The following is a 16,617-nucleotide window of genomic DNA, read 5'->3' on the forward strand; positions in this document are numbered from 1 at the left end:
TGGCCGCTGGCTGCGCGAAATCGCCGGAACGCTGCCACTTCGCAGGGAACGTTCCGGCGATTTCGCACTCTTCCGGCGATTTCGAGCGCCTAGATGGTGACCTTATATACGTGGTGCGTGTATTCGTTGGCGAAAGAATCCGTGAACTTACCGTTCTGGACGGCGATGGTCCGGTTCTCGCCCACAACCTCCACTTGCGTGCCCGTGATCCCGGCAGGAAGGGCGAAGGTCTTGGAGCCGGTCGCGCCGCCTATACCGATGCCGGCGAAAAGGTACGCACTCCCATCCTTTGCCTTCAACATGGTGTCCGTACCCGCCGCGCCTGCGTTCCATACGTAGCTCTGGGTGTTGAGGACAGGTGCCAGCGCTTGGATGCCGGCGAGGGCCGCCTTGATCTTTGCCTTGCGATCAGCCGGGGCTTGGACCAGGGAATACGTCCCGAATCCTGACTGGCCGTTGTTGTTGTGCTGGAAGATACTGATGCCGCGGGCCTCATGGAGGATGCCGGACCACATGGCGCCCTCCATCTGCTCGGGCGTGATGGTCCGGTCATTCAAGGCGTTCAGGAACGGCTTGGCCGACTCCACGAAAATCCAGTTCGGATGGACGCCTGGGGGTGTTTGGAATGACCGCATCTGATCCAATTGCCAGCCGTAAGCCGCCGATGTGGCAGTTGACGCGCCCTGCGGCCATGATGGGGTGCGGTTCAACTCATCCTGCAGGTCGGCGCGGGCATACATGTAGTTGTCCACGGACGCGGCGTCCACCGCGGACATGAAATCATCCATCAATCCCGGAGCCCAGTATGTTCCCAGGATGCCCTTGGAGTAGTTGGCGAACGCAAACCTGCCATCGTTGAACCCGCGGATCTGGGCCACCTTATCCCTCATCTGCTGAAGGTTCTGTGCATAGGTTGCGCCATCGCAGCCCAGCCCCAGCATGTCGCACTCATCATAGGTATCCCAACCCACTACTCCCGGATTGGTGCCCACTTCGGCGCGCGACCATTCGGTCCCTGCGATCACCAGCATTCCGGTGTCCGTAATTGATGCCATGGAAGAGCCATCATGCTCGGCGTTCTGGTAGACGTTGACGCCGATGTCCTTCAATTGGGCGGCATGCTCAGGTTTGCCGTAGTAGACGCTGATGGGGAACAGATTCGAGTTGTTGAGCTTCGCGGCGCCCGGGAACTTGGCCCAGTACGCGGGCCCGCCGTCCCAAGGGATCCGGGCAAGGTTGGCCAGGGCGCCCGTGCCCTGTGTTGGCGTGGGGGTCGGGGTCGGTGTGGGGGTCGGCGTCGGGGTTGGCGAGGCCGTGGCGGTGGGTGTGGGCGTTGGGGTTGCAGTCGTCGCACTCGGCGTCGGCGTCGGACTGGACGAGGCCGTCGTCGTCGGCGTTGGACTGGACGTGGCCGTCGGCGTCGGACTGGACGAGGTCGTCGTCGTCGGTGTGGGTGTTGGCGAGGCCGTGGCGCTGGGCGTCACGGTTTCGGTCGGGTCCGGCGTCGGCTCGGCGGTGAGCGCCGGCTCGGAAGTGGATGTGGCAGTGGGACTTCCTGTGGGCGGTGGCGTGCCGGGCTCCGTACATCCGGTCAGAGCTATTGCTATGACGGCGATAAACAGTGAGACCTTGAGTTTCATGGCGGTATTCCTTTGGGGTAGCAGCCAAGAGGGGCTGCTGCGTTACCGGCTCCCCAACCGGTTCTCTGTTGCCTGCAAGGCAGGACATATCGGCCGGGATTACTGCCCGGCATTACCCGATGACGAGCGTCGACACCGCTCGACCTGCTGCGGTGTGACACGTTCGGACAGTGCATCCGGCGCCATCGAGCCAGCAAGTACAACCCCTTTATATAGGGCTGCTGCGCCAGGTTGGAACACAACCTCGGCCGCCACCCCAGCATACGTGACCCACGCCACAGTGCCCCAGAATGTGACGAGCCCGATTCCGAGTAAATGAACCCCTGCGCACGCGAAATCGTGGGAACGCGCCCACTTCGCAAGGAACCTTCCGGCGCTTTGGCGGGCTTCCGGCGATCTCAGACCGGCACGACAACGCGCACAAAAAAGCGGGCGACACCTCCCCAGGTATCGCCCGCTTCCTTGGCTCTGTTGCGCAGAGTCCGCGCCCCTGTGATGCAGGGTCTCAGGGGCGCTGCCGGCCGAAGACAGGGAGCGCGCGCAGCCAGCGGGAGAATCCGCTCGCTTTGCGGTCACAGTCGGCCGGAATGTAGAAGTCCGGATCCGTTGCACCGAAAGGCAGGTACAGCTCCTGGCCCGGCGCCGGGAATTCCACGACGCTGTTCGTATCCTTCGAGTCCATCTGTTCCTCCTCTTTCTCATGCACACAGTTTCCGCTCTTCGGAAAACTATTATTGTTATGTGGAAAGTGTAGGCAGCCGTCAAACCAGCCGTCAAGACCCCCGCGGAGGCCGGCGGAGTTGCCCCGGTCACATTTGGATGCTTCATAACGATCCCCGGGAACCCATATACACAAGCTGAAATCATGCGCTACTCTCGAATGAGTTCGTGGCGCAGGTCACGTAACCTGGGAGCAGCAGGCAGGGTCGTAATGAGCTGGCATCAATGGATGTCGGCTCTTTTTTGTTGGGTCGACTCCACCAGAAACGCGGTGGAAACACGCGCTTAATTTCATTGATGGAACCTAGGTTCCACCTCACAGAAGTTGGGATATGACCATGAGCAACAACATCGTCCTCGGCGAAAACCAGTACGGCAAAGCAGAAGTACGCGTCGTCAAAGTCACCCGGGATACGGACCGTCACCACATCGAAGACCTGAACGTCACTTCGCAGCTGCGTGGCGATTTCCAGGCCGCACACCTCCAGGGCGACAACGGGCACGTAGTTGCCACGGACACCCAGAAGAACACCGTCTACGCGTTTGCACGTGAAGGCGTAGGCTCTCCCGAGTCCTTCCTCCTTCGCCTCGCCGACCACTTCACAGGTGGATTCGACTGGGTTACGGGCGGCCGCTGGGAAGCCGAAGCCTACAGCTGGGACCGCATCCAGGCCCATGGCTCGGAGCACAACCACAGCTTCGTGCGCAACGGACAAGAGGTGCGCACCGCCGTCGTCGTCCGCGATGGCGCAACCACCCATGTTGTCTCCGGCCTCAAGGACCTGACCGTCCTGAAGACCACCGAGTCCGGCTTCGTGGGCTTCCCGCGGGACCAGTACACCACCTTGCAGGAAACCACGGACCGCATCCTGGCCACCGACGTTTCCGCCCGCTGGCGCTACAACACCAACCTGGACGTCGCATCCACCGACTTCAACAAGAGCTACGAGGACATCAAGGCGCTCCTGCTGGAAGGCTTCACCGAGAACTACTCCCACGCCCTGCAGCAGACGCTGTTCGACATGGGCAAGAAGGTCCTCGAAGCACACAGCGAAGTGGATGAAATCAAGTTCTCCATGCCCAACAAGCACCACTTCCTGGTTGACCTCAGCCCGTTCGGCCTGGACAACCCCAATGAGGTCTTCTACGCCGCGGACCGCCCGTACGGCCTCATCGAAGCAACGGTTCAGCGTGACAACACCACGGCTGCACCTGTTGCGTGGAGCGGCATCGCCGGCTTCTGCTAAACAACCGGCGCAAGCCGACCCGGAGTTTGTGCGCAGGCACTGCCCTCAAGGGCCCCCTTGAGCGGCAGCGCCTGTGCACAAGCCCGACCCCAAAAACCCAATAACCCCGGATTTTGTTAGCCAGACACAGTTAGCCAGACGAAGACGTCTGCCATGAACCCAGAAAGTCTGCCATGAACATCAAGAAGAAGTCCCGCCCCGCGAATACCACCTCGTCCCGCGCAGAACGCGCAGGGCGACCCGAGCGGCCCGAGGACAAGCGACTCTCCATAGGAAGCACCTTCGCCTACGGCTTCCAGCACGTCCTCACCATGTACGGCGGAATCATTGCCCCGCCCCTGATCATCGGCGCGGCGGCCGGCATGAACTCACAGGACATCGGCCTGTTGATCGCCGCCTGTTTGTTCGTAGGCGGGCTCGCCACCATCCTTCAAACGGTGGGCATCCCGTGGTTCGGCTCGCAGCTGCCGCTGGTCCAGGGCGTGTCCTTCGCCGGCGTCTCCACCATGGTGGCGATTGTCCAAGGTGGCGGCGGGATCCAAGCGGTGTTCGGATCGGTGATTGTTGCCTCGCTGATAGGCCTGGCGATCACTCCCTTGTTCTCCAAGATCATCAAATTCTTCCCGCCCGTTGTCACCGGCACGGTAATCACCACCATCGGGCTCACCCTGATGCCGGTGGCCGCGAACTGGGCCATGGGTGGCAACGCCAAGGCCGACAACTACGGCAGCATGGCCAACATCGGCCTGGCCGCAGCAACCATGGGTGTTGTCCTCCTCCTGAGCAAGGTTGGCAACGCCGCCATTTCCCGGCTCTCCATCCTGCTGGCCATGGTGATCGGCACCATCATCGCTCTGGTGGCGGGCATGGCTGACTTCTCCAAGGTGGGCCAGGGCGACATCGTCGCATTCCCCACGCCGTTTGCATTCGGCGCCCCCACCTTCGAGGTCGCAGCCATCATCTCCATGCTGATTGTCATCCTGGTGACCCTCACCGAAACCTCTGCGGACATCATCGCCGTGGGCGAGATCGTGGACACCAAAGTGGACTCCCGCCGCATTGGCGATGGCCTCCGCGCAGACATGCTCTCCAGCGCCATCTCCCCGCTGTTCAACTCCTTCACGCAGAGCGCCTTCGCCCAGAACGTTGGCTTGGTTGCCATCACGGGCATCAAGAGCCGCTTCGTGGTCAGCGCCGGCGGCCTCATCCTGGTCATCCTCGGCCTCCTGCCGATCCTGGGCCGCGTTGTGGCAGCGGTTCCGACGCCCGTCCTGGGCGGCGCCGGCGTCGTGCTGTTCGGTACGGTTGCCGCCAGCGGTATCCGTACCCTGGCCAAGGTTGAGTACAAGAACAACATGAACCTGATCATCGTGGCGGCATCGATCGGCTTCGGCATGATCCCCATCGCCGCACCGAAGTTCTACGACCAGTTCCCCTCCTGGTTCTCCACGATCTTCCACTCCGGCATCAGCTCGGCAGCGGTCATGGCGATCCTGCTGAACATCCTCTTCAACCACTTCAAGGCCGGCAACTCGGACAACCAGTCGGTGTTCGTTGCAGGTACGGACCGGATTGTCAGCGAAGAGGACATCAAGTGCCTCAGCGAAGGCGACCGCTTTGAGAACGGCAAACTGATCGACGCCGACGGCAACGAGGTCCCACTCAAAACGTCCAGCGCGTCAGAGCACTGACACTGCTAAGCGAACGGCAGGCGGCAGCGTTTCCCCCGGGGACGCTGCCGCCTTTCGTGGTTAACGGCATGACAAAAGATGGCAATGTCCGCTGGGAACACTGCCATCAGATGCCCACTGGGCGGGGTTTAGTTCTGGTTGAGCTCTGCGGAGATCGCCTTGGCCGCCTCACGCAGCATGGGCACGGCGCGGTCTGCGAAGCTCTGGTCCACGCGGGTAATGGGTCCCGAGACGGAGATTGCGGTGGGAGTGGGAGCGTTGGGAACGGCCATGGCGAAGCACCGTACGCCGAGCTCCTGCTCTTCCTCGTCAATGGAGTACCCACGCTCACGGATCAGCGCCAGGTCCGCAAGCAGGGAGTCGATGTCGCCGATGCTCTTGGCCGTGGGAGTGGGCATGCCGGTGCGGGCCACGATGCCACGGACCACTTCGTCATCCAGCTGGGCGAGAATTGCTTTGCCCACGCCGGTGTCGTGCGTGTGGGCGCGCCGGCCAACCTCGGTGAACATGCGCATGGAGTGCATGGACGGGACCTGTGCCACGTAAATGACCATGTCCGAGTCCAGGACGGCCATGTTGGACGTCTCGCCCAGCCGCTCCACCAGGGTCTTGAGCTGCGGACGGGCCACGGCGCCGAGTTGCTTGCTGGCTCCTTCGCCGAGGCGGATGAGCCGCGGGCCCAGGGCGTAGCGGCGGTTGGGCAGCTGCCGGATGTAGCCAAGGGACACCAGGGTCCGCAAAAGGCGATGGATGGTAGGCAGGGGCAGGTCAGTGGACGACGAGAGTTCGCTCAACGTGACGTCTCCGCCCGCGTCCGTGATCAGTTCCAGCAGTTCAAAGACGCGCTCAACGGACTGCACGCCTCCGGAGGCTTTTTCAGCCATTCCCTTGTCTCCAATGACTCAGATTCCGACAACTCTTATCCACATCGTGAAAAGAATTGCTTAGAACACCCAACATACAGCACGCATGCAACCGGCGCGATGACACCGAACATGACCAAGCAGGGGGTTGTGTTTCCACTTTGTAGATAATAATATCCATAATACGAAAACATTTAGTTGGAACGGCGGCCCGGGAACGGGCCTAACAGGAGGAATTTCAATGGCGAATCCGAGCCCCGGAAACTCGATCACCCTGCGCGTCGCCGCACCGTCGAGCTTCACCGCAACCAGCGAACTCGCCGCGGCAGTCGGTGCCGCCGGCGCGGCGATCACCGCGCTGGACGTCACGGAATCCCACCACGAGAAGATCGTTGTTGACGTCACCTGCAACACCACCGACGACGACCATGCGGCACGCGTCAAGGACGCTTTGAACGCACTCGACGGCGTCACCGTCCAGCACGTCTCGGACCGCACCTTCCTCATGCACCTCGGCGGCAAGCTCGAGGTCGTCCCCAAAGTAGCCCTGCGCAACCGCGACGACCTCTCGCGTGCCTACACTCCCGGCGTCGCCCGCGTTTGCATGGCGATCGCAGAAGACCCGGCCGCCGCCCGCAACCTGACGGTCAAGCGCAACACCATCGCCGTCCTCACCGACGGCTCGGCCGTACTGGGCCTGGGCAACATCGGCCCCGCCGCAGCCCTTCCGGTCATGGAAGGCAAAGCTGCGCTGTTCAAGCAGTTCGCCAACGTTGACGCCTGGCCGGTCTGCCTGGACACCCAGGACACCGAGGAAATCATCATGATCGCCAAGGCCATGGCTCCCGTTTACGGTGGCATCAACCTCGAAGACATCGCAGCACCGCGCTGCTTCGAAATCGAGAACCGCCTCCGCGAAGAACTGGACATCCCCGTCTTCCACGATGACCAGCACGGCACCGCGATCGTCACGCTCGCTGCCCTGGTCAACGCCCTGCGGGTGGTGGACAAGAAGCTCTCCGAGGTGAAGATCGTGGTGTCGGGCGTCGGCGCTGCCGGCTCGGCCATCATCCAACTCCTCAAGGCCCAGGGCGCGCAGCACATCATCGCCGCCGGCCGTTCCGGCGCCATCCACTCCGGCGAGGAATACGGCGACGAGCACCGCAGCTGGATTGCTGCGAACACCAACGAAGAAGGCTTCTCCGGAACCCTGCACGACGCCCTCAAGGGAGCAGACGTCTTCATCGGCGTCAGCGCACCGCACGTGATCGGCGAAGAGCAGGTCGCCTCCATGGCCGAGGACGCGATTGTGTTCGCCATGGCCAACCCGACTCCGGAAATCGATCCGGTCATCGCCTCCAAGCACGCCGCCGTGGTGGCCACGGGCCGCAGCGACTTCCCCAACCAGATCAACAACGTGCTGGCATTCCCCGGCTTCTTCCGCGGGCTGCTGGACGCAGGGGCATCGGACATCACGCCCAACATGCTGGTGGCCGCCGCCGAGGCAATCGCCAACCGGGTGGCTGACGATGAGCTCAACGCGAGTTACATTATCCCCAGCGTCTTCGATCCCCATGTTGCTGCCGATGTTGCTGCTGCGGTGGCAGCCGCCGCGCACGCAAACGCCGCCAGCGCGCTGTAGCACCAGCGCACCCTAGAAAAAGGAATCCGCTCACATGGCTATTACAGTCACTGATCCCCGGCCGATCGATCGCGCCGAGGAGATCCTCACCCCGGAGGCACTGGCCTTCATCGAAGAACTGCACAACCGCTTTGCCGGCACCCGCAATGACCTTCTGCAGGCCCGCAAGGCCAAGCGCCAGCAGGTTGCGGACACCTCCCGCCTTGATTTCCTCCCGGAGACCCAGGACATCCGCGACGGCGACTGGAAGGTTGCCGAAGCACCGGCAGCTTTGCAGGACCGCCGCGTTGAGATGACGGGACCGGCCACCCCGGCCAAGATGGCCATCAACGCGCTGAACTCCGGCGCCAAGGTGTGGCTGGCTGACCTCGAAGACGCCAGCACGCCCACGTGGCCGAACGTCATCGACGCCATCCTCAACCTCCGCGACGCTGCCCGGGGCACTTTGAGCTTCACCTCCCCCGAGGGCAAGGAGTACCGTCTCCGCATGGACGCTCCCCTGGCAGTTGTGGTGGCCCGCCCCCGCGGCTGGCACATGGAGGAAAGCCACATACTGCTGGACGGCTCCCCCGCCGTGGGCGCGCTGGTGGACTTCGGCCTGCACTTCTTCCACATCGCCAAGCAGTTGCTGGAAAACGGTCACGGCCCGTACTACTACCTCCCCAAGATGGAGAGCCACCTTGAGGCCCGCTTGTGGAACGACGTCTTTGTGTTCGCCCAGGACTACCTCGGCGTTCCCCAGGGCAGCGTCCGCGCCACCGTGCTGATCGAAACCATCCCGGCAGCGTTCGAAATGGACGAGATCCTCTACGAACTGCGTGACCACGCAAGCGGCCTCAACGCCGGCCGTTGGGACTACCTCTTCAGCATCATCAAGTACTTCCGTGATGCCGGCGAAGAGTTCGTGCTCCCGGATCGCGCCACCGTGGCCATGACGGCACCGTTCATGCGCGCCTACACCGAACTCCTGGTCAAGACCTGCCACAAGCGCGGCGCCTTCGCCATGGGTGGCATGGCCGCCGTCATCCCCAACCGCAAGCAGCCGGATGTCACCGCCGCAGCCTTCGACAAGGTCCGCGCCGACAAAACCCGCGAAGCAAACGATGGCTTCGACGGCTCCTGGGTTGCCCACCCGGACCTGGTCCCCACCTGTCGCGAAGTCTTCGACTCGGTGCTGGGCGACCCTGCCAACGGCGGTAAGAAGAACCAGCTGGACAAGCAGCGCCCCGAGGTGAACGTCACGGCCGAGCAGCTCATCGACGTCGCCTCCGCCGGCGGCACCGTCACCGAGGCAGGCCTGCGCCTGAACCTGTACGTCGCGGTCGCCTACACCGGTGTGTGGATTTCCGGCAGCGGCGCCGTTGCCATCCACAACCTGATGGAAGACGCCGCGACGGCGGAGATCTCCCGCTCGCAGGTCTGGCAGCAGTTGCGGAACAAGTCCATCCTGGCGGACACGGGCAACACTGTGACCCGCGAACTGGTGACCAGGATCCTGGGCGAGGAAACCGAACGCCTGCGCATTGAATTCGGCGACGAGAACTTCGCAAAGTACTACGAGCCTGCGTCCAAGCTGATCGAGGACATCTGCTTGTCCGACGATTACACGGACTTCCTCACCACGCCCGCGTATGAGTTGGTGGGCTGATGAGTTCCTTGACGCCCGCAGACCTGGCCCACATCGAGTCGCAGCTTGAAGCGACCGACCAGTTGCTGGACCGCAATTACCCCGGCGACGACGGCTCGCGCCAGCCCATCCACACCGTCTATATCCCGGCCGACCGCTTTACGCCCACCTTCGTGGCGGACTGGGGCGCACAGGCACTGGCGACGGCGGAGGCCCACGGTGGCCTGGAAAAGCTCGGTCAGCTGTTGGGCCAGGAGTCTCACCTGGCTTCCGCTGTCGCGGAGCGTGTAGCTGCGAAGCTCTCGGCCGAACCGATCGAGGACCTGCGTTTGGACTTCGAGGACGGCTACGGCGATCGCGGCGATGAGGCAGAAGACGCCGACGCCGTTGCTGCCGCCAACGCCGTTGCCGCTGCAGTTGCTGCCGGAACAGCTCCGCCGTTCATCGGCATCCGCTTCAAGTGCTTCGAAGCCCCCACCCGGGCACGTGGCCTGCGGACGCTGGACCTCTTCGTTTCCACGTTGGCTGCAGCCGGAGAACTCCCCGCAGGGCTGATCCTTACCCTGCCCAAGGTCACCACGGTGGCCCAGGTGCAGGCCATGGACTTCGCAGTGTCCCGCCTTGAGGAAGTCTTGGGACTCCCCGCTGGCCGGCTCCGTTTTGAGGTGCAGGTGGAAACGCCGCAGCTCATCATCGGCGCTGACGGGAACTCGCCGGTAGCCCAACTCCCCCACGTGGTGCCCGGCCGTATCAGCGCCCTGCACTACGGGACCTACGACTACAGCGCGTCCCTTGGCATCTCTGCGGAATACCAGTCCATGGAGCACCCCGTGGCCGACTTCGCCAAGCAGGTCATGCAACTGGCCGTTGCCGGCACGGGCATTCGCCTTTCCGACGGTTCCACCAACATCATCCCCGTGGGTGACGCTGTGGAAGACGCCTGGAAGCTGCATGGCCGGCTGGTCCGCAGGTCCCTGGAAAACGGGTACTACCAAGGCTGGGACCTCCACGCCGCGCAACTGCCCAGCCGCTTCTCGGCGTCGTACGCTTTCTACCGCGAAGGCCTGCCCGCTGCGGCCCTGCGCCTCCGCAACTACGTGGAGCGCACCGAAGGCGGCGTCATGGACGAGCCCGCCACGGCCCGCGCGTTGGCCGGCTTCGTCCTCCGCGGTGTCCAGTGTGGCGCGGTGGGGACCGACGAGGTCAAGGCGCTTGCCGGCGTCGAACTTTCACAGCTGACCGCACTGGCGCACCCGCGGCTCGCGCAACCAACTTCGCACTGATAGGAGCATTTCGCATGGGCAAGTACTACTACCCGCAAGGCGGCCTGCCGCCGCAGACCCAACTCACCACGGAACGGGCCATCGTCACCGAGGCGTACACGGTGATCCCCAAGGGCGTCATGACGGACATCGTCACCAGCAACCTGCCGGGATTCTCCAATACGCGCTCGTGGATCATCGCGCGGCCGATCTCCGGCTTTGCCACCACGTTCTCTCAGCTGATCGTTGAGATCGCTCCGGGTGGCGGCGCACCGAAGGCCGAGTTCGAGTCCGGCGTTGAAGGCGTCATCTTTGTCACCAAGGGCCAGGTCAACCTGACCCTCGACGGCGAACTGCACCACCTCGAGGAGGGCGGCTACGCCTACCTGGCCGCTGGAGCAGAGTGGGGCTTGGAGAACGTCTCCAACGACATTGTCTCCTTCCACTGGATCCGCAAGGCCTACGAGCGCCTTGAAGGTTTCGAGGCCAAGTCCTTCGTCACCAACGAGAAGGACGTGGAGCCCACCTCCATGCCGGACACGGACGACGTCTGGAAGACCACGCGCTTCACGGACTCCAGCGACCTCGCCCACGACATGCAGGTCAACATCGTCACCTTCCAGCCCGGCGGAGTGATCCCCTTCCCGGAGACCCACGTCATGGAACACGGCCTGTACGTGCTGGAGGGCAAGGCCATGTACTTGCTCAACAACGACTGGGTTGAGGTGGAGGCCGGCGACTTCATGTGGCTGCGCGCGTTCTGCCCGCAGGCTTGCTACGCGGGTGGTCCGGGCGAGTTCCGTTACCTGCTGTACAAGGACATGAACCGCCAGGTGAAACTCACCTGATTCGCGCCGAGATCGCCGGAAAGCTGCCAGTTCGCTGGAGCTCTCCGGCGATTTCGTCGTTTTCCGGCGAACTCAGCGGTCCTGGCCGATTCTGCGGCGGCCGATTCTGAGCCCCGCCCAGAACGCGAGGACCAGCAGGCCAAGGACTGTTACGGCGAGCCCGAACTGCGTCCCTTGACTGACCATGGTCATACCGTTCCCCAGGAAGACGGTGTCGCTCAGGGGCGCATAGGCGAACCATCCGAAGCTCGCCTGCTGGTTGGTCCACGCCACCGCCAGCCCCACGATCACGGCGATCAGCCCCAGCAAAGGCACGACGACGGCACGGACTGCGCGTCCCGGCGTCGGGCGGTTGTGTTCCCCAAGTGTGTTGTTGTCCCCCATGGGGCCGAGTCTAACCTGCGTGCCCACCGGCGATTCGGTGGCTCTCCTGCAGCAGTTCGTCGAGCTCGTCCACGTCAATCCTTTCCAACCGAATCAGCAGCAGTTGCGGGGACCGTTCGTGGTGCGGCGTCCAAAAATAGGTGTCCGGCTCCATGGCTGCGAGCGCCTCGCGTTCGTTGGTCTTCACCGTGAGGACCCCGTCCTCCCACATCCGGGCCATGAGCGTCTTGGCGAACCACGCGGGTTGGCCCCAGCTGGGTCGTTCCGTTACCCCGGCCAGGCCAAGGCAAACCTTGCGGACATCAGCTTCTGTGGCCATGGTTCACTGTGGCACCGGTGGACACTCCGCAGCAAGGGAGAAGGGCGCACCGCCCCGCAGGTAGAGTGCACCCATGGACGAAAAAGCGACGTTGCTGCACTATCTCCGGAGCCGCCGGGCGGACCTGCTGGGCAAACTCGAAGGCCTGGGCGAGTACGACGCCCGCCGGCCAATGACTCCCACGGGCACCAACCTCCTGGGATTGGTGAAGCACGTGGCCTCGGTGGAACTGGGATATTTCGGTGAAACCTTCGGCAGGCCAAGTGGGATTGATCTGCCGTGGCTGGCCGATGACGCCGAGCCCGACGCCGACATGTGGGCACCGGCCAGCGAGTCCCTCACGGAAATCGTGGAGTTCCATCATTTCTCCGCCGCACACAGTGACGCCACCATCGAGGCCCTGGCCCTTGACGCTCCGGGGGTGGTGCCATGGTGGTCCGAGGAGAAGAAGGACGTGACCCTCCACCAGATCCTGGTGCACATGTGCGTGGAGACGGCCCGGCATGCAGGTCACGCTGACATCATCCGGGAGTTCATCGACGGAACGGCGGGCCAGCGGCCCAACGATCCCAACATTCCACCCCGCAATTCGGAGGAATTGGCCGCGCACCGCTACCGTCTTGAGGAAGCAGCCCTGGAGGCGGACCGCAAGCACTGGTGAAGAATCACGGGCGCTGGTAGGCCTTCACAGCCCACGCATACGTTGGGCAAACCTCCGGCGTAGCCTTGCTCCGTAGAAATGGGGCATGACTACTCCACAGACTGATAACCGTAAGGGCGGCCGGACACGGCGCGCCGTGATTTCCGCCGTTTTGGCGGTGACTCTCTCTGCCGGTGGTGCCACGGCGTGGGCATTGGACCGCTTCGTCATTCCGCACGCTCAAATCACCAATGTCTCGGAGTACGAGGCAAGCCAGGCCGGTACCACCACGACGACGGACGACACGTCCGCTGACACGTCGGCGAGCGCTGTGGTCACGGATACCTCGTACACCCAGGGCGGCACAGGAGTCACCATCTCCACGGTGACCACAGGCAGCGGTGACGACACCGTCACGTACTACGTTGCCGACGTCGTGCTTGATGACGCCACCACGCTGAAGTCGGCATTCGCCGAAGATACCTATGGCGAGAACATCACCGAGACTACGTCCGCGATCGCCGAAGACCACAACGCGATCTTCGCCATCAATGGCGACTACTACGGCTTCCGGGACACGGGGATCGTGATCCGCAACGGCGTGGTGTACCGGGATGAGGGCGCCCGCCAGGGTCTCGCCTTCTATAAGGACGGCACCGTGAAGGTGTACGACGAGACCACCACCACTGCTGGGCAGCTCATCGCGGACGGTGTGTGGAACACTCTCTCCTTTGGGCCCTCGCTGCTGGACAACGGTCAGATCGCCTCCGGCATTGAGGACGTGGAGGTGGATACCAACTTCGGCAACCACTCCATCCAAGGCGAACAGCCGCGCACGGCGGTGGGCGTCGTTGACGAAAACCATCTGGTGTTCGTGGTGGTGGACGGCCGCAGCCCCGGCTATAGCGCCGGTGTCACCATGACCGGACTGGCCCAGATCATGAAGGACCTGGGTGCCACCACGGCGTACAACATTGATGGCGGCGGCTCGTCCACCATGTACTTCAACGGCTCCCTGGTGAACAACCCGCTCGGCGAAAACAAAGAGCGCGGGACCTCGGACATCCTCTACATCGCCCAGTCATGATCATCCTGATACCGGCGTATGAGCCTGACCACCAGCTCATCACGCTTGTGCGGAACCTCCAGGCGGCTGACCCGTGGCTCACCATGGTGGTGGTGGATGACGGTTCAGGGCCGGGCTATCAGGAAACGTTCGACGCCGTTGCCCGGCTTGGGTGCCATGTGCTCAGTTACCAGGAGAACGGCGGCAAGGGCCGCGCGTTGAAGTCCGGATTTGCGTTCATTGCACAACGGTTCCCCGGCCACAACGTGGTGTGCGCGGACAGCGACGGCCAACACGGCGTGGCCGACATCCTTGCTGTGGCAGACCGGGTCAGCAGGGTTACGGCTGCCGTGGTCCTGGGGTGCCGGTCCTTCACGGGAGATGTGCCTGCGCGGAGCAGGGTGGGCAACACGGTGACGCGCTGGTTGTTCATGCTGGCCACGGGGCAGAAAATCCGCGACACCCAAACGGGCCTGCGGGGCTACCGGGCGGACATGATCCCGTGGCTTCTCTCTGTGGGAGGGCAGCGCTACGAGTATGAGCTGAACCTCCTGTTGGAAGCCAAGCAGGTGGGCTACGGGATAGACGCCGTGGAGATTGCCACCGTGTACCTGAATGACAATTCAGGGTCCCACTTCCGTCCGATCGCCGATTCGGTCCGGATCTATGCACCCCTGTTGAAATTTTTGGGCTCGTCCCTGTCTGCGTTCGTGGTGGATCTGGTGCTGTTCCTGGTTCTTTTAGGAGTCACGGATTCCCTGCTGCTGGCGGTCCTTGGGGCACGGGTCATCAGTGCCTCGTTGAACTTCATGGTGAATCGCCGGGTGGTTTTTGAGCATGGCCGGGACACGTCCCTGCGTGCCGCGGCTGTGGGGTACGTGGGATTGGTGCTGGTGCTCCTCGGCGCGAACTATGCGGCGCTGTGGGGACTCACGTCCTTGGCCGTCCCGGACCTGCCCGCCAAGATCCTCACGGAACTGGCCCTGCTGGGCGTCAGCTATGCGGTGCAGCAGCGGGTGCTGTTCACCCGGCGCGGGCAGGAATCCGGTCGCGGAGAGGAATCCGGGCACCGCGGGAAAACACATATGCCCGGCTTGGTACCGGCACAGTTCCAGCACAGCATCCCCCGGAAAAGTGGAGACCAATCCCCCAAGAGATTTCGGAGCAACCGATGAATACCCTGATCCTGATTGCGGCAGACCTTGCAGCCATCGCCATCCTCACCCTGGCCCTCTACCTGCGCCGGCACCGGCGACGGGACCTGGTGGTGTCTTACCTGGGCATGAACGTCGGCGTCCTGGCAGTGGCCACGGCCCTGTCCGGGTCTGCGGCGGGTGTTGGCTTGGGTCTGGGCCTGTTCGGGGTTTTGTCCATCATCCGCCTCCGATCCACAGAGCTTTCCCAGCACGAAGTTGCTTACTACTTCTCTGCGCTGGCTTTGGGTTTGATCGCCGGCATCGGCGTGGAGCCGCTCTGGCTGACCCTGTCCCTCATGGCGCTGGTCCTGCTGGTGATGTTCGTGGGCGACAACCCAAGGGTCCTCCCCGCCTACCGGCATCAGACCGTGGTGCTGGACCGGGCAATCGCTGGAGAAGCCGAGCTCTACGCACGCTTGGAAGAGGTGCTTCACGGAACCGTCCACTCGGCCACCATCCAGGAACTGGACCTGGTGAATGACAAAACGATCGTGGACGTACGGTACGCGGTCCGCCGTGCGATGGCAGACCAGTCCGCACTCGGTTTCCACGATCCTGCTGGCGCATTGAGCCCGGCACCCCAGGAACTCCCGGCACCCCAGGAACTCCCCACACCGCAGCCCACCCGTTCATCCGCCCCCACCTCAGCCGGTGTGGCATGAGCCGCGTGGACGCCCAACAGGTCCTTCCGCACCTGGGCCAGCTGCCCGCCGTCGGACTTGAAGAACTCACCACGGAGGCTGCGCTGCTGACCCGGGTGGACCGGAAATACTTGGTGCCATCGGCTACGGCACGGCGGATCCTGGAAGGATTCACCGCTGAAGCCCGCGTGCTGGAAATGGACGGCAAGCGGATCTTCGACTACGACTCCGTGTATTTCGATACTGCCGCGCTGGACAGCTACATGCGTGCGGCGCATGGCAGGCGGCGCCGCTTCAAAATCCGCACCCGTACCTACGTGGACAGTGCCGTGAGCTTCCTGGAGGTCAAGACCGAGGGGGCCCGCGAGGCCACGGTCAAGGAACGCATCCCCTACCAACTGTGCGACCGTGACCGGCTCACCGACGAGGGCCTGGCCTACGTCAACGAAACTCTGGCCGCAGCAATCGGGCAGACCATGTCCGGGCCCTTGGCACCGGTGCTCGCCACCCGCTACCAGCGCACCACGCTGTACCTCCCTGGGGCGGGCAGCCGCGCCACCATTGATTCGGCCGTCACCTGGCAGCGCCCCGACGGCCAGCCGTGGATGCTGGACGACGCCGTGGTCATTGAGACCAAATCGGGCTCTGCCCCCGGACCCTTGGACAGGCACTTGTGGGCCCAGGGCGTCCGACCCTGCCGCATCTCAAAGTTCGCCACCGGAATGGCTGCACTCCACCCTGAACTGCCGGCCAACCGCTGGCACCAAACTCTCCGGCGCCGGATGTCCCTGCGCCCCGCCATCTGATCCCCCCACGTACAAAGGAAACCAC

General features: G+C 63.4%; 16 protein-coding genes. 11 read left to right on the plus strand and 5 right to left on the minus strand.

Going from position 1 to position 16,617, the window contains the following annotated elements; all coding sequences use genetic code 11:
- Positions 1 to 89: 89 nt before the first annotated feature.
- Together JOE60_RS14815 and JOE60_RS14820 are read right to left on the minus strand one after the other, a co-directional pair.
- On the minus strand, positions 90 to 1,640 hold the full coding sequence (locus JOE60_RS14815) for a hypothetical protein (RefSeq protein ID WP_239528872.1): 1,551 nt from the start codon (positions 1,638 to 1,640) through the stop codon (positions 90 to 92).
- 505 nt (positions 1,641 to 2,145) lie between these two features.
- The gene (locus JOE60_RS14820) at positions 2,146 to 2,322 is read right to left on the minus strand and encodes a hypothetical protein (RefSeq protein WP_167267136.1); all 177 of its coding nucleotides are present in this window, start codon (positions 2,320 to 2,322) and stop codon (positions 2,146 to 2,148) included.
- A gap of 370 nt (positions 2,323 to 2,692) precedes the next feature.
- Between JOE60_RS14820 and pucL the strand changes: the two genes are divergently transcribed.
- Complete coding sequence (gene pucL, locus JOE60_RS14825; RefSeq protein WP_204814938.1) at positions 2,693 to 3,607, plus strand: factor-independent urate hydroxylase; 915 nt, start codon at positions 2,693 to 2,695, stop codon at positions 3,605 to 3,607.
- A 173-nt stretch (positions 3,608 to 3,780) separates the two neighbouring features.
- Complete coding sequence (locus tag JOE60_RS14830) at positions 3,781 to 5,298, plus strand: nucleobase:cation symporter-2 family protein (RefSeq protein ID WP_204814939.1); 1,518 nt, start codon at positions 3,781 to 3,783, stop codon at positions 5,296 to 5,298.
- 128 nt (positions 5,299 to 5,426) lie between these two features.
- On the opposite strand, the gene JOE60_RS14835 is transcribed toward JOE60_RS14830, so the two are convergent.
- Positions 5,427 to 6,182, minus strand: coding sequence for an IclR family transcriptional regulator (locus JOE60_RS14835; protein WP_062071662.1), 756 nt, complete (start codon positions 6,180 to 6,182; stop codon positions 5,427 to 5,429).
- Between the two features lie 220 nt (positions 6,183 to 6,402).
- Between JOE60_RS14835 and JOE60_RS14840 the strand changes: the two genes are divergently transcribed.
- Genes JOE60_RS14840 through JOE60_RS14855 form a run of 4 tightly spaced genes read left to right on the plus strand, consistent with a single transcriptional unit; the run spans position 6,403 to position 11,540 of the window.
- Positions 6,403 to 7,803: an NAD-dependent malic enzyme gene (locus tag JOE60_RS14840; RefSeq protein ID WP_167267141.1), complete on the plus strand. Its 1,401-nt coding sequence runs from the start codon at positions 6,403 to 6,405 to the stop codon at positions 7,801 to 7,803.
- A 34-nt stretch (positions 7,804 to 7,837) separates the two neighbouring features.
- Complete coding sequence (gene aceB / locus JOE60_RS14845; RefSeq protein ID WP_167267144.1) at positions 7,838 to 9,451, plus strand: malate synthase A; 1,614 nt, start codon at positions 7,838 to 7,840, stop codon at positions 9,449 to 9,451.
- Entirely contained in the window at positions 9,451 to 10,713 is a 1,263-nt protein-coding gene (locus tag JOE60_RS14850) for a DUF6986 family protein (RefSeq protein WP_167267146.1), read from the plus strand. The genes aceB and JOE60_RS14850 overlap by 1 nt, the downstream gene beginning before the upstream one ends.
- A 14-nt stretch (positions 10,714 to 10,727) precedes the next feature.
- A complete protein-coding gene (locus JOE60_RS14855; protein WP_167267149.1) occupies positions 10,728 to 11,540 on the plus strand; it encodes a bifunctional allantoicase/(S)-ureidoglycine aminohydrolase in 813 nt (270 codons plus the stop codon).
- A 72-nt stretch (positions 11,541 to 11,612) separates the two neighbouring features.
- Here JOE60_RS14855 and JOE60_RS14860 read toward each other — a convergent pair whose 3' ends face one another.
- Positions 11,613 to 11,924, minus strand: coding sequence for a hypothetical protein (locus tag JOE60_RS14860; RefSeq protein WP_167267152.1), 312 nt, complete (start codon positions 11,922 to 11,924; stop codon positions 11,613 to 11,615).
- 10 nt (positions 11,925 to 11,934) lie between these two features.
- Entirely contained in the window at positions 11,935 to 12,243 is a 309-nt protein-coding gene (locus tag JOE60_RS14865; RefSeq protein ID WP_167267154.1) for an MmcQ/YjbR family DNA-binding protein, read from the minus strand.
- Positions 12,244 to 12,316: 73 nt separating this feature from the next.
- On the opposite strand from JOE60_RS14865, the gene JOE60_RS14870 reads away from it, so the two are divergent.
- The 5 genes from JOE60_RS14870 (at position 12,317) to JOE60_RS14890 (ending at position 16,592) form a co-directional block, all read left to right on the plus strand.
- Positions 12,317 to 12,904 carry a DinB family protein gene (locus JOE60_RS14870; protein WP_167267157.1) on the plus strand — a complete coding sequence of 196 codons (588 nt, stop codon included), beginning with the start codon at positions 12,317 to 12,319 and terminating at the stop codon, positions 12,902 to 12,904.
- Positions 12,905 to 12,989: 85 nt separating this feature from the next.
- Positions 12,990 to 13,970, plus strand: coding sequence for a phosphodiester glycosidase family protein (locus JOE60_RS14875; RefSeq protein ID WP_167267159.1), 981 nt, complete (start codon positions 12,990 to 12,992; stop codon positions 13,968 to 13,970).
- A complete protein-coding gene (locus JOE60_RS14880) occupies positions 13,967 to 15,124 on the plus strand; it encodes a GtrA family protein (protein ID WP_167267161.1) in 1,158 nt (385 codons plus the stop codon). Before JOE60_RS14875 ends, JOE60_RS14880 begins: the two co-directional genes overlap by 4 nt.
- On the plus strand, positions 15,121 to 15,807 hold the full coding sequence (locus JOE60_RS14885) for a DUF4956 domain-containing protein (RefSeq protein ID WP_167267164.1): 687 nt from the start codon (positions 15,121 to 15,123) through the stop codon (positions 15,805 to 15,807). The genes JOE60_RS14880 and JOE60_RS14885 overlap by 4 nt, the downstream gene beginning before the upstream one ends.
- A complete protein-coding gene (locus JOE60_RS14890) occupies positions 15,804 to 16,592 on the plus strand; it encodes a polyphosphate polymerase domain-containing protein (protein WP_167267167.1) in 789 nt (262 codons plus the stop codon). The genes JOE60_RS14885 and JOE60_RS14890 overlap by 4 nt, the downstream gene beginning before the upstream one ends.
- The last annotated feature ends 25 nt before the right edge of the window (positions 16,593 to 16,617 follow it).

This window comes from Paenarthrobacter ilicis (assembly GCF_016907545.1).
GTDB classification, from domain to species: Bacteria; Actinomycetota; Actinomycetes; order Actinomycetales; family Micrococcaceae; genus Arthrobacter; species Arthrobacter ilicis.